The sequence below is a fragment of the uncultured Sphingomonas sp. genome (genome assembly GCF_964244265.1).
Lineage (GTDB): Bacteria > Pseudomonadota > Alphaproteobacteria > Sphingomonadales > Sphingomonadaceae > Sphingomonas.
The window spans coordinates 20105-36975 of the sequence record NZ_CAXTHV010000024.1 but is presented as its reverse complement, the minus strand read 5'-3'; the positions used below and the strand labels follow the sequence as shown (position 1 = coordinate 36975).

Here is a 16871-nt window from a genome sequence, read left to right as displayed (position 1 = left end):
GGGGAACCATGCGAAGCATGGTGGAGGGGGAGGGGGAGGGGGCAGGCAACAGGCGATCCGATCGTGGCCCGCCCCCTCCACCACGCGCTGTGCGAGCGGTCCCCCTCCCCGTCCCGGAGAGGATTTGATTCACCCCAACCGCTCCATCACCGCGTCGGGCACGTCGTAATTGCCCCACACGATCTGCACGTCGTCATCGTCGTCGAGCGCGTCGATCAGCTTGAACAGGGTCGCGGCGTCGCCCTCGCCGACTTCGACCATCGTCTGCGGGCGCCAGGCCAGCTTGGCGCCCTCGGCCTCGCCCAGCACCGGTTCGATCGCCTTGACCACTTCATGGAGATCGCCCTGCGCCGTCCATATCTCGTGTCCCTCGTCGCTCGACGAGACATCCTCGGCACCGGCGTCCAGCGCCGCCTCGAACACCTTTTCCGCATCGCCCGCAGCGGCCGGATAGGTGATCAGTCCCATGCGGTCGAAACCGTGGCTGACCGAACCCGACGCGCCCAGATTGCCGCCATTCTTGCTGACCGCGGTGCGCACGTTGGTCGCGGTACGGTTGCGGTTGTCGGTCAGCGCCTCGATGATCAACGAGACGCCGCCGGGGCCGAACCCCTCATAGCGGATTTCCTCATAGGTCTCGGCGTCGCCGCGCGTCGCCTTGTCGATCGCGCGCTGGATATTGTCCTTGGGCATCGACTGCGCCTTGGCGGCGTTGACCGCGGCGCGCAGCCGCGGGTTCATGTCGGGGTCGGCCAGGCCCATCTTGGCCGCGACGGTGATCTCGCGGCTGAGCTTGGAGAACATGCCTGAGCGCTTCTTGTCCTGCGCGCCCTTCCTGTGCATGATATTCTTGAACTTGGAATGGCCGGCCATCGGGTCCTCTTCGGGCGTTTCGCGGGTGTCTAAACCGGGCCGAGCCGGTGGTCAAAGCGGGAGCTGGTTGCTCACGCCTGGCGAGGAGCGGCACCAATCCAAAGACTCTCCCCGCACGCCACGCCGCTCGCCCAGGCCCATTGAAAATTATAGCCGCCAAGCCAGCCGGTGACGTCCACCGCCTCGCCGATCGCGAACAGGCCGGGGACGGTCCTTGCCGCCATCGTCTTTTGCGACAGCATGTCGGTGGCGATGCCGCCGATCGTGACCTCGGCCTTGGCGAAGCCCTCGGTGCCGCTGGGGTGGAACACCCAGGCCGCCAGCTGCCCTTCGGCGTCGGCCAGCATCCGGTCGGTCAGGTCGGCGAGATTGCCGGGCAGCGCGATGCGGCCGGCCAGCGCCTCGGCCAGCCGTCCGGGCAGCGTCTGGCCGATCGCCGACTGCATCGTCGCGCGCGGATGGACGCGCTTCTCGGCGACCAGCCAGCCGGCCGCGCGATCGGGCATGAAGTCGATCGCCACCGCCTGGCCAGGCCGCCAATAGGACGAGACCTGCAGGATCGCCGGCCCCGACAGCCCCTTGTGCGTGAACAACGCCGCCTCGCGAAACGCGCCCACACCCGCCTTGGCCACCACGCCCGTCGCGACCCCCGACAGCGATCGGAACAACGCCTCGTCGCCCCCCAGCGTCAGCGGCACGAGCGCCGGGCGCGGCTCGACTACCTTGAGGCCGAAGCGCCGCGCGACGTCATACGCAAAACCGGACGCGCCCATTTGCGGGATCGACGGTCCACCCGTCGCCAGCACCAGTTGCGGCGCGGCCGCCGCGCGCGCCGCGATCTCGACCCGAAACCGGCTATCGGCATGGTCGATCGCGTGAACCGGTTCGCCGAGCGACCAGTCCACGCCACCGCCCGCGCATTCGTCGCGCAGCATCGCCACGATCTGCCGCGCCGAACCGTCGCAGAACAATTGCCCCAGCGTCTTTTCGTGCCAGGCTATGCGATACCTATCGACCAGCGCGATGAAATCGGCCGGCGTATAGCGCGCCAGCGCCGATCGCGCGAAGTGCGGGTTGGCCGACAGGACGCGGTCGGGCGCCGTGTGGAGGTTGGTGAAGTTGCACCGTCCGCCGCCCGAGATCAGGATCTTGCGCCCCGGCTCGTCGGCATGGTCGACCAGCAGCACGCGCACGCCGCGCTGCCCGGCGACCGCCGCCGCCATCATCCCCGCCGCGCCAGCGCCCAGGATGATCGCGTCATAGGCGGCAGGCGTCACGTCACGATCATTTCAGCCCCAGCGCCGCCATATAGGTGTCGAGCAGCATCTCGGCCTCGTCGCGGTGATGCTTCTCCATCTTGCGCAGGCGCACGATCGACCGCATCGTCTTGGTGTCGTAGCCGTTGGACTTGGCCTCGGCATAGACGTCCTTGATGTCGTCGGCGAAGCTCTTCTTCTCTTCCTCCAGCCGCTCGATCCGCTCGATGAACAGGCGTAGCTGGTCGGCGGCGATCACGTCGCTCATATCTGCTCCCTTCGGGTGAAGGGCGCGCATAGCCGCCCGGGGCCGGGTTCGTCACCCCGCATTCTTCGCCACGCTGTCGGCCATGCGCTGCAGCTGCTCGGGGGTGGCTTCGGCCTGGTGCTCGGTCTTCCACCGGTCATAGGGCATGCCGTAGATCGCCTCGCGCGCCGCCGCCTTGTCGATCCCGGCGGCCTCCCCGACCCAGTCGGACAGGCAGTTCCGGCAAAAGCCGGCGAGCCCCATCAGGTCGACATTCTGCGCGTCGTCGCGATGGCGCAGGTGGCGCACCAGCCGCCGAAACGCCCTTGCCGCCGCCGCGTCGGCAATCCGGTCGATCGGGTCCATTTGTCGCCTCATTCGCTTGATCGCGATCAGATAGGGGGTAGAATCCGTTTGGAAACGCGCGGAAGAGCGAGTTTCGGTGCCGGCACCGCAAAATGCGCCAGCAGCGGATGTTCATACAGACTCGTTAAAGCCTGATCCGCCTAGCCGAGAGGACGCCATGACCAAGGCCATCAGCCCGCGCTCGCGCAAAGTCCGGGTGCTTGCGACATTGGGCCCCGCCAGCAACGCGCCAGCGATGATCGCGAAGCTGTTCGAGCATGGCGCCGATGCGTTCCGCATCAACATGAGCCATGGCGACCAGCAATCGAAGGTGCCGGTGATCGCGGCGATCCGCGAGCTCGAGAAGATCTATGGCCGGCCGACCACTATCCTGGCCGACCTGCAGGGGCCGAAGTTGCGGGTCGGCACCTTTGCCGGCGGGGGGGTCGCGCTGGCGACCGACAGCGTCTTCACGCTCGACCGCGACCCGGCGCCCGGCGACGCGCGCCGGGTCCAATTGCCGCATCGCGAGATTTTCGAGGCGATCGAGCCAGGCGCGCGGCTGCTGCTCGACGACGGCAAGCTGGTGCTGCGCGTGCTGGAGCATGACGCCGCTCGCATCGTCACCAATGTCGAGGTCGGCGGGCCGCTGAGTGATCGCAAGGGCCTGAACGTTCCCGACGTCGTGCTGCCGATGGCCGCGCTGACCGACAAGGATCGCAGCGACCTGGCGTTCGCGGTCGACCAGGGGGTCGACTGGGTCGCGCTGAGCTTCGTCCAGCGCCCCGAGGATCTGGCCGAGGCGCGCAAGCTGATCGGCGGCAAGGCGGCGTTGCTCGCCAAGATCGAGAAGCCCGCCGCGATCGAGCGGCTGGAGGAGATCGTCGAGGCCTGTGACGGCGTGATGGTCGCGCGCGGCGACCTGGGCGTCGAGCTGCCGCCGCAGACGGTGCCTCCCTTGCAGAAGCGGATCGTCGAAACCGCTCGGCGGCTGGGCCGCCCCGTAGTGGTCGCGACCCAGATGCTCGAATCGATGATCGAATCGCCGTCGCCGACCCGCGCCGAGGTGTCGGACGTCGCCACCGCCATCTATGACGGCGCGGATGCGATCATGCTGTCGGCGGAAAGCGCGGCCGGCAAGTGGCCGATCGAAGCCGTCGCGATGATGAATGCGATCGGCGAGGCGGTGGAGCGCGATCCCGCCCATGGCGACCGCATCCACTTCACCGTCACCCGGCCAGACCCGACCACCGCCGACGCGATGGCCGAAGCGGCAAAGACCATTGCCGCGACGATCGATGCCAGCGTGATCATCTGTTTCACCAGCAGCGGCTCCACGCCGCGCCGGATCGCGCGCGAGCGGCCATCGGTGCCGATCATGGTGTTGACGCCCAGCATGGCGACGGCGCGCCGCGCAGGCCTGTTATGGGGCACCTATGCCGTCCACACCCGCGACGTCGCGTCGTTCGAGGAAATGGTCGCCAAGGGCAAGCGGATGGCATTGCGCCACAAGCTGGTAAAGGCCGGCGGCCGGGCGATCGTGATGGCCGGCGTGCCGTTCAAGACGCCGGGATCGACCAACGTCCTCCACGTCGTCCGCATCATCGGCGACGAACTGAAGGGCTATGGTTGAGCCACGAGCGGATGGCCCAGGAGCAGCCGGTCGCGCGTCAGCAGTTTTGCGCCCAGCCGCTGTGCATGGATCAGCAGCATCTCGTCGAACGGGTCGTTATGGGCAAGCGGCACGGCCAGCGATTCGGCGCAATCGTCGCCGGTCAGCAAGGCAAGCTCCAGCCCCCTTCGGCCGATATACTCTCGTGCAATCTGGGGGTGCAGCGTGCCCTTGCGCTGACCGAGGCGATCGAGCTTCTGCCATTTGAGCCGCAACTCCCACAACGAGACGGGCGATATGACCAGCGTGGCGCGATCGATCAGCGCGCGCTCTCGCGCCTTGATCTCGCCCGGATCGATCGCCAGCCACAACAGGAAATGCGTGTCGAGCAGCAATCTCACCGGGCGTCGGGCTCGTCATCGAAATAATTGGGACCGAATATCTCCCGGGCCCATTTGGGATCGTTGAACTCTTCCAGCCATTTTTCGTCGAGCGGCGGCCCGTCATATTTGTCCAGGCCGAGCTCCTGCCGCACCTGCTCGTTCCGCTCCCAGTCAAAGCCGGTTCCCTTCGGCATCTTCGGAGGCCCCAGTTCGGCAACGACCTGGCCGTTCTTCGTGATCGTGACGTGCTCACCCTTTGCCGCGGCATCGACCGCGGCTGCGAAATTGGCCCGCACTTCCCGTACCGACATCTTCATGATCGACTCCTTGTGTACCTCTTGTACACAAAAACCCTCATGGCAACAAGCCCAATCCGACCAGGTCGCGGCGCAGTCGGTCGGCATCGGTGAACAGCAGCGCGTGGATGCCAAGTGCCGCCGCACCAGCGACATTGGCGGGGCTGTCGTCGATGAACACCGCCTCTTCTGCCGTCAGCCCGAATCGGTCGAGCGCGAGCGCGTAGATCGCGGCGTCGGGCTTCGCCAGTCTCTCGTCGCCCGATACGACGATGTCGCGGAAGCGGTCGAACACGTCAGGCCGCGTGGCGCGGAACGGCGGGAAGAACTCACCGCTGAAGTTGGTGAGCGCGAACAGCGGCACGCCGGCATCGTCCAGCGCCTTCAGGATCGCGACGACCCCCGGCACTTCGCGTTCCAGCGTCTCGTTGAATCGCGGACCCCAGGCGGCGATCAGGGCGGCATGCTGCGGGAAGCGCGACGTCAACTCGGCCGAGGTGTCGGCGAAGTCGCGCCCGGCATCGTGCTGAAAATGCCATTCGCGGGTAACGACGTCGCGCAGGAAAATGTCGAGCGCCAGATCGTCCTCGATCAGCCGCTCGTACAGATAACGCGGCTGCCAGTCGAACAGGACGTTGCCGATGTCGAAGATGACGGCGCGAGGCAGGCGCCCGTGGGGCCGCCGCACGGCGGGGGTTCAGCCCTGGCGGGCCTTGAACCGGCGATTGGTCTTGTTGATCACATACGTACGGCCGCGGCGGCGGATGACGCGATTGTCGCGATGCCGATCCTTGAGCGACTTCAGGGAATTGCGGATCTTCATGATCGATTCGCTTTTGCTTTGATGACGGTGATGCCGGAAGCCGCGCCGCCTATAACGGGGGTCGCGCCAAGTCAACCCGCCCCCTTGCGCCCGTCGCAACGCGAACCGACCTAGAGGTCATGGGAAAACTTGCGGGAGAGCCGTCATGTATCTTCGATCGATCGCCGCCTGCACCGTCCTGCTGCTCGGCGGATGCACCACCACGGGCACGTCCTATTCTCCGGTCGAGGTGACCCGCTATCACGTCGACGAGGTCGGCCGAGGAACGATCGCGGTGGTGCCCGAAAGCGGCGCGCCCGACAGCCTGGAGTTCCGGGGCTATGCCGCGGCGATCGCCGACGAGCTCGGCCGGCTGGGCTATACCGTCGTGCCCGCGGGCACCGACAGCCGCTACCTCGCGCGGGTCGGCATGAGCGTCGATCGCCAGACGGTGCGCGACCGTCGCTCGCCGATCAGCCTCGGGCTCGGCGCGGACAGCTATTCGGGGGGCTATCGCCGGAGCGGCGTCGGCTTTGGCGGCGGCATCTCGATCCCGATCGGCAGGGCGCGCAGCCGCACCGCCACCGCGACGATGCTGTCGGTGCGCATCAACGAGCGCCAGGGCGACCTGGGCGTGTGGGAGGGGCGCGCCGAAGCGCGCGAGGTCGGCGGCGCGCCGGCCGACGCCGGTGCCACCACCGACAAACTCGCCCGCGCGCTGTTCACGGGCTTTCCCGGCGAATCGGGCCGGACTATCGAGGTCAAATGAGCGACACCCTTGCGGCCATTCTCCCTGCCATCACCAGCGCCTTTGACGGCGGCAACATCCGCCTGGTCGCGATCGACGACGGCGGCGACCGCCTTTGCATCGACCTGGAGATCGCCACCGACAACCAGTCCGATTTTTTCCAGTGGTTCTCGTTCCGGCTGGCCAACGCCGCCGGGCGCAAGGTGACGTTGCGCATCCTCAATGCCGGCAGGTCGGCCTATCCGTTCGGCTGGCCGGGCTATTGCGCGCGCGCGTCGACCGATCGCGCGGCGTGGCGGATGATCCCGACGCGCTATGCCGACGGCGTGCTGGAATTCGACTGGGAGAGCGATGCCGCGATCGCCTGGTTCGCCTATTTCGCGCCCTATACGATGGAGCGTCACGAGGCGCTGATCGCGACCTGTGCCGCGACCCCGGGGGTGACGCATCGCGAGCTTGGCCACTCGCTCGACGGCCGCGCGATCGACCTGCTGACGATTGGCGACGGCGCCAAGCAGGTCTGGCTCTATGCCCGCCAGCATCCCGGCGAGAGCATGGCCGAATGGTGGATGGAGGGCGCGCTGGAATGGCTGGTAAGTCCGGCGGCGAGTGCGGTCCGGACCAGATGCACTTTTCACCTGGTGCCCAACATGAACCCCGACGGTTCTTTCCGAGGACACCTGCGTACCAATGCGGCGGGAGTTAACCTGAATCGCGAATGGCATGCGCCGACCATGGAGCGCAGCCCCGAGGTCAAGCTGGTGCGCGACGCGATGGACGCGACCGGGGTCGCGCTGGCCATGGACGTGCATGGCGATGAGGCGATCCCGGCCAATTTTCTCGCCGGGTTCGAAGGCATACCGGGCTGGACCGATGCGCTCGGCGCGAAATTCTACGATTTCGGCCGGCGGCTGGCGGCGCGCACCCCCGACTTCCAGACCAAGCTCGGCTATGAGAAGTCGGCGCCGGGCAAGGCCAACCTGACGATGTCCACCAACCAGCTCGCTCAGCGATTCGGCGCGGTGTCGATGACGCTGGAAATGCCGTTCAAGGACCACGACCCCAATCCCGATTTCGAATTCGGCTGGTCGCCCGAGCGGTGCAAGACGCTGGCCGCGGCGTGCCTGGAGACGATCGCGGACGTCATCGACGGGATTTAACGGCAAATCACATCACGGCAAATCACATCACCATTCGGCCTCGTCTTGTCGAAGGCCGGCCTTTCTCCGTACAGCGGCCGGGACCAGTTCCGCCGGAGATAAACAACAATGCCCACCCTCGTCCTGATCCGCCACGGCCAGTCGGCCTGGAACCTGGAAAACCGCTTCACCGGATGGTGGGATGTCGACGTCACGGAAAAGGGCGCGGGCGAGGCGAAGGCGGCGGGCGAGCTGATGGCGGCCAGGGGCCTCGACTTCGACCACTGCTTCACCTCGCTCCAGATGCGGGCGATCAAGACGCTCAACATCGCGCTGGAGGCGATGGGGCGGCTGTGGCTGCCGGTCGAGAAGGACTGGCGGCTCAACGAGCGGCATTATGGGGGGCTGACCGGGCTCGACAAGGCGGAGACCGCCGCACGGTACGGCGACGAGCAGGTCCATGTCTGGCGGCGCAGCTTCGACGTGCCCCCGCCGGCGATCGAAACCGGCAGCCTATTCGACCTGGCCAACGACCGCCGCTATGCCGGCATCGCCATTCCCCCGACCGAGAGCCTGAAGGACACGATCGCGCGCGTGCTGCCTTATTGGGACGGGCGGATCGCGCCGGCGCTGAAGGAGGGTCAGCGCGTGCTGATCTCCGCGCACGGCAATTCGCTGCGCGCGCTGGTCAAGCATCTGTCGAACATCCCGGACGACGAGATTACCGGCCTGGAGATTCCGACCGGCCAGCCGATCGTCTATGACCTGGACGACAACCTGGCCGCGACCGACCGCTATTATCTGAGCGAGCGCTGAGCGTCCGCGTTTGAAAACACGCGTAAGAGCGCGCTTTGATGCGGTGCCGGAAAACACGCGTAAGAGCGCGCTTTCAAACGGGCTCTCAAGTCACACGGTCACGCCGCAAGCAGGTCGACCAGCGCCCTGACCTTCTTCTGGCGCCATTGCGGCAACGGCGCGACCAGCCAATAGCCGAGCCGATAGGGCCTGGCCTCGCCGACCGCGATCACCCGGCCGCTGGCAAGATCATGCCGCGCGAGCAGTTCGGGAACCGTCGCGCGCCCCAGCCCTTCCGCTGCCGCGTCGATCGCCAGCCCGGCATCGGCCACCCGCACCAGCGACGCCGCCTGGTCATCGAGGCAGCCGGGCCACGAGACCCGCGTGTCGGCGCCCCCGGCAGGTCGCTCGACCGTCACCATGCCCTCGGATTCGATCGCCTCGCCCTCATGCTCGCCCGGCCCGTCGCCCCAGCGCACCGCGAGGTCGAGATTGGCCTGGGTGAAGTCGAGATCCTCGTCGGCGGCGACCAGCACGAAGCGCAGTTCGCCATCGTCGCGCGCGATCGCCGCCAGGCGCGGCATCAACCAGCAATGGAGCACGTCGCGCGGCGCCGCGATGGTCAGCGACTTGGACGATTGCCCCGCCTGCATCGCGCGCACCGCCTCCTCGAACTGGAGGAACCCCTGGCGCAGGGCGACCAGCCCGGCCTCGCCCTCCGGGGTCAGCTCCAACCCCTTGGTCGTCCGGCGGAACAGCACGACGCCCAGCGTGTCCTCCAGCGCGCGGATCTGCTGGCCGACCGCGGCCGGCGTCACCGCCAGCTCGTCGGCGGCGCGCGTGAACGACAGGTGCCGCGCGGCGGCGTCGAGCACGCGCAGGCCGTTGAGCGGGAGGTGCGTGCGCTTCACGACCGGTCGTCCGGGCAATGGCCGGTGCCGCATTGGTGTCGCACGATCCGCCGGCACCCACCGGCCCCGGCTTCCGCCGGACCGACACCAGGCCCGCCATGCCCCCTCATGCCCCGACCGCCGGGGCCAGCAACGCGAACCTTGGTATGTCGACGTCAAACCCGCTGCCGGCCTCGTCGATCATCCGATAGCTGCCCTGCATCCAGCCGGTCGGCGTCGCCAGCGGACAGCCCGAAACATAGTCGAAGCTGGCGCCGGGCGCGATCATCGGCTGTTCGCCGACCACGCCCTCGCCCTCCACCGCATGGCGCGCGCCGCGTCCGTCGGTGATGATCCAGCGGCGGGTGAGCAACTGGACACCGCGCGGCGATTCGTTCTCGATCCGCACGTGATAGGCCCAGAACCACCGCCCGCGCCGCGGCTCGGACTGTTCGGGCAGGAAGCTGACCGCGACGCGCACGACGATCCCGGCGGTCTCGGCGCAATTGGGGAACAGCGCCTTCACAGCGACACCGCCGCCAGCGCCTGGTCAAGGTCGGCGATCAGATCCTGCGGATCCTCCAGCCCGACATTGAGGCGCAGCAGCCCCTCCGTCACGCCCATTTCGAGCCGCTTTTCCTCGGCGACGCCCGAATGCGTCGTCGAGGACGGGTGTGTCATCAACGAGCGCGAATCGCCGATGTTGTTCGATATGTCGATCAGCGTCAGCGCATCGAGCAGGCCGTGCGCCTGCGCCCGTCCGCCATCGACCTCGAACGCGAAGATCGATCCCGCCGCATCCATCTGGCGCATCGCGAGGTTGTGCTGGGGATGACTGGGCAGGCCGGGATGGAGGATGCGCGGCACGCGGCGCTCCAGGAAGCGGCCGACCGCCAGCGCATTCTCGCTCTGCCGGCGGATGCGCAGGTCTAGCGTCTCCAGCCCCTTCAGCACCACCCAGGCATTGAACGCGGCGAGCGTCGGGCCGGTATTGCGGTGGAACGGCAGCAGTGTGTCGAGGATGAAATCCTCCGTCCCGCAGACCGCGCCGGCCAGCACGCGTCCCTGGCCGTCCATCATCTTGGTCGCCGAATGTGCGACGACGTCGGCGCCGAACGCGATCGGCCGCTGCAATGCCGGGGTGGCAAAGGCGTTGTCGACGACGGTCGTGATCCCGCGGTCGCGCGCGATGCCGCACACCGCCGCCAGGTCGACAATGTCCATCGTCGGGTTGGCCGGCGTCTCGAAGAAGAACACCTTGGTCTCGGGTCGCGCGGCATCGATGAATTGCTGCGGGTCGCGGGCATCGATCACCGTGGTGGCGATGCCGAATTTGGGCAGCAGCGTATCGATCAGCCAGCGGCACGACCCGAAGGCGGCACGCCCGGCGACGACATGGTCACCCGACTGCAACTGGCACAGCAACGCCGCGGTCATCGCCGCCATGCCGGTCGCGGTGGCGCGGCACGCCTCGGTGCCTTCCATCAGCGCGATGCGCTGTTCGAGCATCTCGACCGTGGGGTTCTGCAGCCGCGAATAGGTCATGCCCTGCTGCTCGCCGGCAAACCGCGCGGCGGCGTCCGCGGCGCAGTCATAGGCATAGCCGGAGGTCAGGAAGAGCGCCTCCGACGTCTCGCCATAGTCGGAACGCGCGGTGCCGCCGCGCACCGCCTGGGTCGCGGGGCGCCAGCTGCGGGTGATCGACGGGTCCTGTCCGGTGCGGCGCTTCATGGGTGCAGGCTTTGCGGCGGGCGGGCCCCGGGCGTCAAGCGAACACCCGCGACCCCTTGAGCAACTGATAGGCGGCGATCACTTCCTGGAGCTGGTGTTCCATGCCGCGGTCGCCGCCGTTGCGGTCGGGATGGTATCTGCGGACCAGATCCGAATAGCGTCGGCGCAGCGCGGTGCGATCGACGTCGACGTCCAGCCCAAGCACCGCCAGCGCGCGGCGCTCGCCCGGCGTCAGTTCCTTGCCGTCCTGGCGCGGCATCTCGCTCGCCTGGCGCTCGCGAAATCGCGCGCCGATTGCGTCGAGCGGATCGGTGAAGTCCGCCCAGCGCGGCGGCCGGTCGACGCCCCCGGCGGCAAAGGCGCGCGTCTCGCGGTCCCAGCCGGCATAGGGCCGCTGCGCCTCGTGGATTTCCTCCGGGCTCATGCCGTTGAAGAAATTGTAGCGCGCGTTGAACGCCCGGACATGGTCGAGGCACATCCAGCGGCAGGGAGGCGGTCCGTCGCCTCGCGGCGACGCCCCCTCCAGCGGCGGCGCGCGGAACTCGCCCGGTTCCGCGCACCCCGGTTCGGCGCAGGGACGATCGCTGCCCTCTACCCTGCCATGGAAGCGGGTGTGGGGACGGTCATTGGGGGTTGCGCGCCTCAAGGATTCCGGCTCCGGGAAAAGCCGCCTATATAAGCGCGATGACCAGCCCCGCCACCAGCCTCCCCACCGGCCCCGTCGCCGCCATCATCATCGATCGTCTGGTCGCCGCGCTCCATCCGTCGCACCTCGACCTGGTCAACGACAGCGCGCGGCACGCCGGCCACATGGGCGACGACGGCACCGGCGAATCTCACTTCTCGGTAACGGTCGAGAGCACGGCATTCGTCGGACTTTCTCGCGTCCAGCGGCAGCGGCTGGTGAACAATGCGCTGGGCGATCTGTTGTCATCCCGGATCCACGCGCTGGCCATCAAGGCGCGGGCTCCCGGAGAGCGATAATGGCATACCGTTTATGGTATTGGCCCGATATCCAGGGGCGCGGCGAATTCGTCCGTCTGGCGCTGGAGGCGGCGGGGATCGATTATGTCGATTGCGCGCGCGAAGAGGGCGCGGCGGCGATGATCGCCGACATGAAGGCCCGCCACGGCCGCGCGCCGTTCGCGCCGCCTTATCTGGAGATAGATGGGCTGGCGATCGCGCAGGTCGCCGACATCCTGCTGTACCTCGGCGACCGTCACAATCTGGCGCCGTCGGCGATGATCGACCGCTATTGGGTGCACCAGGTACAACTGACCATCGCCGATTGCGTGGGGGAGGTGCACAACGTCCATCACCCGGTGGCGGCATCGGCGCGCTACGACGACCAGAAGCCCGAGGCGGCGCGCGCCGCCAGGCAGTTCCTCGACGAGCGCCTGCCCAAATTCCTCGATCATTTCGAGGCGGCGGCGAAGGCCGGTAGCGGGGACGGGCTGATCGACCATCGCTGGACCTATGCCGATACCTCGCTATTCCAGTTGATCGCGGGACTTCGTTATATGTTCCCCGAACGGATGACGGCGATCGAGGGCAGGTATCCGGCGATCACGGCGGTGTGCGGCCAGGTGGCCGAACTGCCGGGGATCAGGGCTTATCTGAAAAGCGATCGGCGCCTACCCTTCAACGAGGGCGGCATCTTCCGCCACTATCCCGAGCTGGATGGGCCCGAGCTCGATGGGGCATAGGATCATGGTCGCCTCTGCCCCCGCCCTAGCCGCGCGTCCCGCCGCGCGCATCCTGCTGCTCGACGGGGCCGGTCGCATCCTGCTGTTCCGTTTCGTGCCCGGCGGCGATCGCCCGCCTTTCTGGTGCACCCCGGGCGGCGCGGTAGAACCCGGCGAGAGCTATGCGCAGGCGGCGCGGCGCGAATTGATCGAAGAGACCGGGATCGACGCCGATCCGGGGCCGGAGATCGCCCGGCGCCAGGTCGAGTTCGTCACGCTGGAGGGCGTCGCCGTCGCCGCCGACGAACGCTATTTCCTGGTCCGTGCCGAGGCGGCCGAGATCGCCACCACCGGGCATACCGAGCTCGAACGGCGGGTGATGATCGAGTGGCGCTGGTTCACCGCCGGCGAAATCGCGGCGGAGGACGAACCGGTCTATCCCGACGATCTGGTCGAGATGATGCGGGGGGTTCCAGCATGATCGACAAACCGGTCGTCCATCGCCTCGCCCCCTGATCGCGGCCGCATTGCGCCTGGCGGGCGCGCCACGTAAAGCCCCGCGCGTCATGCCCGCGCCGATCGTCATCGCCATCCCCAAGGGGCGCATCCTGTCCGAGGCGGTGCCGTTGCTCGAACGGGCCGGCATCGTGCCCGAGCCGGCGTTCGCCGACGCGGACAGCCGCGCGCTGCGTTTTACGACCGGCCGCGCCGATATCGACCTGATCCGCGTGCGCGCGTTCGACGTCGCCACGTTCGTCGCTTATGGTGCCGCGCATCTGGGGATCGTCGGTTCGGACGTGCTTGCCGAATTCGGCTATCCCGAGCTTTACGCACCGGTCGACCTGGGCATCGGCCATTGCCGGCTGTCGGTCGCGGAACCCGCCGCGCCGGCGGCGCAAGACGATCCGCGCGGCTGGAGCCATGTCCGCATCGCGACCAAATATCCGCGCCTTACCGCCGCGCATTTCGCCGATCGGGGCGTACAGGCCGAGTGCATCAACCTAAATGGCGCCATGGAACTAGCCCCCACCCTCGGCTTGGCGCCGCGGATAGTCGACCTGGTGTCGTCGGGCCGCACGCTCAAGGAAAACGGGCTGGTCGAGGTAGAGGTGATCGCCAAGGTGTCGAGCCGCTTGATCGTCAACCGCGCGGCCTTCAAGACGCGCGCCGACATCGTCCCGCTGGTCGAGGCGTTCCGCCGGGCGGTGGAGGTGGCGGATGCGGTATAAGTCGATTTTGAACCACACCTCTTCAAGGGCGGGGTGAATCGGGTGATCCGTCTCTCCACCTCGGATCCAGGGTTCGAGCGCCAGTTCACCGCTCTGGTCAACGCCCGCCGTGAAGCCGATAGCGATGTCGCGCGCGACGTGCGCGTGATCGTCGGCAGCGTGCGCGACGAGGGCGATGCCGCGGTCCATGCCTTTACCCGCAAGTTCGACCGCCACGACCTGGACGAGACCGGGTGGCGGATCGAACGAGCCGAATGGCTCGCCGCGCACGACGCGCTCGCGCCCGAACTGCGCGCCGCGCTCGAACTCGCCGCCAAACGTATCGCCGCTTATCATGTCGGGCAGAAGCCCGCCGACAGCGATCATGTCGACGCCGTCGGCGCGCGGCTTGGCGCGCGGTGGCGCGCGGTCGATGCGGCGGGCATCTACGTTCCCGGCGGGCGCGCCGCCTATCCCAGCTCGGTGCTGATGAACGCCATCCCAGCCAGGGTCGCCGGCGTCGAGCGGCTGGTGATGGTGACGCCGACCCCCGACGGCGCGGTCAATCCCCTGGTGCTGGCGGCGGCGCATATCGCCGGGGTCGACGAGATGTGGCGGATCGGGGGAGCACAGGCGATCGCCGCGCTCGCCTTCGGCACCGGCCGGATCGCCGCGGTCGACATGGTCTGCGGCCCCGGCAATGCCTGGGTCGCGGAGGCCAAGCGCCAGCTGTTCGGCGTGGTCGGCATTGACATGGTCGCGGGCCCGAGCGAGATCGTCGTGGTGGCGGACGGCGCCAACGACCCGACATGGATCGCCGCCGACCTGCTCGGCCAGTCCGAGCACGACCCGACCAGCCAGTCGATCCTGTTCACCGACGATGCCGATTTCGCGCGCGCGGTGGCCGATGCAGTCGACCTTGCGATCGGCGACCTGGCGACGGCCGCCGTCGCCCGCGCGGCATGGGACGCGAACGGCGCGATCATCGTCACCGCCGACCTGGCCGAGGCGATCCCGCTGGTGAACCGGCTGGCGCCCGAGCATCTCGCGCTGGCGGTCGACGATCCCGACGCCTTGTTCGCGCGGGTCAGGCATGCCGGATCGGTGTTCCTCGGCCGTCATACCCCGGAAGCGGTGGGCGATTATGTCGCTGGCCCCAACCACGTCCTGCCGACCGGGCGACGCGCGCGTTTTTCGAGCGGGTTGTCGGTGCTCGATTTCATGAAACGCACCAGCTTCCTGTCGCTCGACCCCGGCGCGCTCGCTGCGATCGGCCCGGCGGCGGTGGCGCTGGCGGAGGCGGAGGGGCTACCGGCGCATGCGCGGTCGGTCGCGCTGCGGCTCGCCGGCGCGCAAGCCGAGCTCGACCTATGAGCAGCCGTACCGCCGCCCGATCCAGGGCCCGTGCCGCCGCCCGGCTCGCCGCGGTGCAGGCTCTGTACCAGCATGACATGCAGGGGATTGCGGTCGCCCCGCTGTTGCACGAATTCCACCAGCACCGGTTGGGCGCGACGATCGAGGACGCCGAATATGCCGATGCCGATGTCGATTTCTTCGACGATGTGGTGCAGGGCGCGCTTGTCCATGCCGTCGAAATCGACGCGGCGATCGCTGAAAAGCTGGCCAGCGGCTGGACGCTGGAGCGGCTCGACAAGCCGATGAAGGCATTGTTGCGCGCCGGCACCTATGAACTGATCGCGCGCGCCGACGTGCCGGTGGCGACCGTCATCACCGAATATGTCGACGTCGCCAAGGCGTTCTACGACCGCCGCGAGAGCGGCTTCGTCAACGGCCTGCTCGACGCGGTGGCCAGGGACGCGCGCCGCTGACCGAGGCCGAATTCATCGCCGCATTGCGCCGCCTGCCGCTGCACGCCGGCGCGTGCGGGTTGCTCGACGATACCGCCCGGCTGGCGGGGCTGACGATTACCAGCGATACCATCGTCGAGGGCGTGCATTTCCTGGCGGAGGACCCGCCAAGCGACGTCGCGTGGAAACTGGTCGCGACCAACCTGTCCGATCTCGCCGCCAAGGGGGCGTTGGTCGCCGGCGTGTTGCTCAACTATCCGCTGACGGACGATTCCTGGGACCGCGCGTTCCTGGCCGGGCTCGACGAGGTGCTTCGCGCGTTCGCCTGCCCGCTGCTGGGCGGCGATACGGTGTCGCTGCCGGCAGGAGCGCCGCGCGTGCTGACCGCGACCGCCTTCGGCACGGATGCCGCAGGACCCTCGCGGGGCGGCGCGCAAGCCGGCGACGCCTTGTGGGTGACGGGCACCATCGGCGACGCCGGCGCGGGGCTGGAGATTGCGTGCGGCAGGCCGGGGCCGCCGGCGCTGCTCGCCGCCTATCGCCGGCCGACGCCGCGACTGACGGAGGGGCGCGCGCTGGCGCCCCACGTCCATGCGATGATGGACGTGTCCGACGGGCTGTTGATCGACGCGGGCCAGCTCGCCACCGCCAGCGGGCTGGCGGTGGCGATCGACCTGGCGGCGCTCCCGCTGTCGGCGGACCTGATCGCCTTTGCCGGAAAGGATCGCACGGCAAGACTGGCGGCGGCGACCGCCGGGGACGATTACGAACTGCTGTTTGCCGCGTCTGCCGGCTGGACGCCGCCGGTCGCGGCAACCCGGGTCGGCAAATTGGCGGCGGGATCCGGCCTCGCGCTACAAGACGGCCCGGAAGCCTTGCCGCTGCCGCTTATGCTCGGGTTCGAGCATAGATCGGTACGGACGCAATTGACGTCGGCAGGCGGGCATGATCTAAGTCAGTAATCAAATTGCTGGCCTGGGATTAGGTCCGGCGCGACGGCGATGACCATGAAATCAGCGCCCGACAGCGCCACCGACGGCATTGATGTTGCAG

At 68.1% G+C, this 16871-nt stretch carries 23 protein-coding genes; 11 read left to right on the top strand and 12 right to left on the bottom strand.

Translation table 11 applies throughout. The annotated features are described in order from the left end of the window. Positions 1–129 precede the first annotated feature (129 nt). The 4 genes from ACFE7K_RS11035 to ACFE7K_RS11020 form a co-directional block, all read right to left on the bottom strand. Positions 130–873, bottom strand: a complete 744-nt coding sequence (locus ACFE7K_RS11035; protein ID WP_375398241.1) for a YebC/PmpR family DNA-binding transcriptional regulator — start codon at positions 871–873, stop codon at positions 130–132. Positions 874–944: 71 nt separating this feature from the next. Continuing rightward, entirely contained in the window at positions 945–2150 is a 1206-nt protein-coding gene (locus ACFE7K_RS11030; protein ID WP_375398240.1) for an NAD(P)/FAD-dependent oxidoreductase, read from the bottom strand. A 7-nt stretch (positions 2151–2157) separates the two neighbouring features. Further along, on the bottom strand, positions 2158–2397 hold the full coding sequence (locus tag ACFE7K_RS11025) for a DUF2312 domain-containing protein (protein WP_375398239.1): 240 nt from the start codon (positions 2395–2397) through the stop codon (positions 2158–2160). A 51-nt stretch (positions 2398–2448) separates the two neighbouring features. Further along, positions 2449–2742, bottom strand: coding sequence for a DUF1244 domain-containing protein (locus ACFE7K_RS11020; RefSeq protein ID WP_375398238.1), 294 nt, complete (start codon positions 2740–2742; stop codon positions 2449–2451). 157 nt (positions 2743–2899) lie between these two features. Here ACFE7K_RS11020 and pyk point away from each other — a divergent pair, with 157 nt between their 5' ends. Continuing rightward, positions 2900–4354: a pyruvate kinase gene (gene pyk / locus ACFE7K_RS11015; RefSeq protein ID WP_375398237.1), complete on the top strand. Its 1455-nt coding sequence runs from the start codon at positions 2900–2902 to the stop codon at positions 4352–4354. On the opposite strand, the gene ACFE7K_RS11010 is transcribed toward pyk, so the two are convergent. Genes ACFE7K_RS11010 through ykgO form a run of 4 tightly spaced genes read right to left on the bottom strand, consistent with a single transcriptional unit; the run spans position 4345 to position 5835 of the window. After that, positions 4345–4734 carry a type II toxin-antitoxin system VapC family toxin gene (locus ACFE7K_RS11010; RefSeq protein WP_375398236.1) on the bottom strand — a complete coding sequence of 130 codons (390 nt, stop codon included), beginning with the start codon at positions 4732–4734 and terminating at the stop codon, positions 4345–4347. The genes pyk and ACFE7K_RS11010 overlap by 10 nt on opposite strands. Beyond that, positions 4731–5033, bottom strand: a complete 303-nt coding sequence (locus ACFE7K_RS11005) for a type II toxin-antitoxin system prevent-host-death family antitoxin (protein WP_375398235.1) — start codon at positions 5031–5033, stop codon at positions 4731–4733. The genes ACFE7K_RS11010 and ACFE7K_RS11005 overlap by 4 nt, the downstream gene beginning before the upstream one ends. Positions 5034–5070: 37 nt before the next feature. Further along, the gene (locus ACFE7K_RS11000; protein WP_375398234.1) at positions 5071–5700 is read right to left on the bottom strand and encodes an HAD family hydrolase; all 630 of its coding nucleotides are present in this window, start codon (positions 5698–5700) and stop codon (positions 5071–5073) included. A gap of 9 nt (positions 5701–5709) precedes the next feature. Further along, positions 5710–5835 carry a type B 50S ribosomal protein L36 gene (ykgO, locus tag ACFE7K_RS10995; protein ID WP_003046794.1) on the bottom strand — a complete coding sequence of 42 codons (126 nt, stop codon included), beginning with the start codon at positions 5833–5835 and terminating at the stop codon, positions 5710–5712. Positions 5836–5980: 145 nt separating this feature from the next. Between ykgO and ACFE7K_RS10990 the strand changes: the two genes are divergently transcribed. The 3 genes from ACFE7K_RS10990 (at position 5981) to gpmA (ending at position 8517) form a co-directional block, all read left to right on the top strand. Further along, positions 5981–6583, top strand: a complete 603-nt coding sequence (locus ACFE7K_RS10990) for a DUF4136 domain-containing protein (RefSeq protein WP_375398233.1) — start codon at positions 5981–5983, stop codon at positions 6581–6583. After that, positions 6580–7722 (top strand): M14-type cytosolic carboxypeptidase, encoded by a 1143-nt coding sequence (locus ACFE7K_RS10985; RefSeq protein ID WP_375398232.1) that lies wholly within the window; start codon positions 6580–6582, stop codon positions 7720–7722. Before ACFE7K_RS10990 ends, ACFE7K_RS10985 begins: the two co-directional genes overlap by 4 nt. Positions 7723–7830: 108 nt before the next feature. Further along, positions 7831–8517 carry a 2,3-diphosphoglycerate-dependent phosphoglycerate mutase gene (gene gpmA, locus ACFE7K_RS10980; RefSeq protein ID WP_375398231.1) on the top strand — a complete coding sequence of 229 codons (687 nt, stop codon included), beginning with the start codon at positions 7831–7833 and terminating at the stop codon, positions 8515–8517. Between the two features lie 98 nt (positions 8518–8615). Here gpmA and ACFE7K_RS10975 read toward each other — a convergent pair whose 3' ends face one another. From ACFE7K_RS10975 to ACFE7K_RS10960, 4 genes are all read right to left on the bottom strand, one after another. Further along, positions 8616–9407, bottom strand: a complete 792-nt coding sequence (locus ACFE7K_RS10975) for a LysR family transcriptional regulator (RefSeq protein WP_375398230.1) — start codon at positions 9405–9407, stop codon at positions 8616–8618. 106 nt (positions 9408–9513) lie between these two features. Next, a complete protein-coding gene (gene apaG, locus ACFE7K_RS10970; protein WP_375398229.1) occupies positions 9514–9912 on the bottom strand; it encodes a Co2+/Mg2+ efflux protein ApaG in 399 nt (132 codons plus the stop codon). Beyond that, a complete protein-coding gene (locus tag ACFE7K_RS10965; protein WP_375398228.1) occupies positions 9909–11117 on the bottom strand; it encodes a trans-sulfuration enzyme family protein in 1209 nt (402 codons plus the stop codon). The genes apaG and ACFE7K_RS10965 overlap by 4 nt, the downstream gene beginning before the upstream one ends. A gap of 34 nt (positions 11118–11151) precedes the next feature. Next, positions 11152–11763: a J domain-containing protein gene (locus ACFE7K_RS10960; protein WP_375398227.1), complete on the bottom strand. Its 612-nt coding sequence runs from the start codon at positions 11761–11763 to the stop codon at positions 11152–11154. Between the two features lie 38 nt (positions 11764–11801). Between ACFE7K_RS10960 and ACFE7K_RS10955 the strand changes: the two genes are divergently transcribed. The 7 genes from ACFE7K_RS10955 to thiL all read left to right on the top strand — a co-directional run bounded on the left by ACFE7K_RS10955 (position 11802) and on the right by thiL (position 16780). Continuing rightward, the gene (locus tag ACFE7K_RS10955) at positions 11802–12101 is read left to right on the top strand and encodes a BolA family protein (protein WP_375398226.1); all 300 of its coding nucleotides are present in this window, start codon (positions 11802–11804) and stop codon (positions 12099–12101) included. Further along, complete coding sequence (locus ACFE7K_RS10950) at positions 12101–12823, top strand: glutathione S-transferase (RefSeq protein WP_375398225.1); 723 nt, start codon at positions 12101–12103, stop codon at positions 12821–12823. Before ACFE7K_RS10955 ends, ACFE7K_RS10950 begins: the two co-directional genes overlap by 1 nt. A 4-nt stretch (positions 12824–12827) precedes the next feature. Continuing rightward, positions 12828–13283, top strand: a complete 456-nt coding sequence (locus ACFE7K_RS10945; RefSeq protein WP_375398224.1) for an NUDIX hydrolase — start codon at positions 12828–12830, stop codon at positions 13281–13283. Positions 13284–13368: 85 nt separating this feature from the next. After that, positions 13369–14031: an ATP phosphoribosyltransferase gene (gene hisG, locus ACFE7K_RS10940; RefSeq protein WP_375398223.1), complete on the top strand. Its 663-nt coding sequence runs from the start codon at positions 13369–13371 to the stop codon at positions 14029–14031. Positions 14032–14073: 42 nt separating this feature from the next. Continuing rightward, entirely contained in the window at positions 14074–15384 is a 1311-nt protein-coding gene (hisD, locus tag ACFE7K_RS10935; RefSeq protein ID WP_375398222.1) for a histidinol dehydrogenase, read from the top strand. Next, complete coding sequence (gene nusB, locus ACFE7K_RS10930; RefSeq protein ID WP_375398221.1) at positions 15381–15839, top strand: transcription antitermination factor NusB; 459 nt, start codon at positions 15381–15383, stop codon at positions 15837–15839. Before hisD ends, nusB begins: the two co-directional genes overlap by 4 nt. After that, complete coding sequence (thiL, locus tag ACFE7K_RS10925; protein ID WP_375398266.1) at positions 15836–16780, top strand: thiamine-phosphate kinase; 945 nt, start codon at positions 15836–15838, stop codon at positions 16778–16780. Before nusB ends, thiL begins: the two co-directional genes overlap by 4 nt. Positions 16781–16871: the final 91 nt, after the last annotated feature.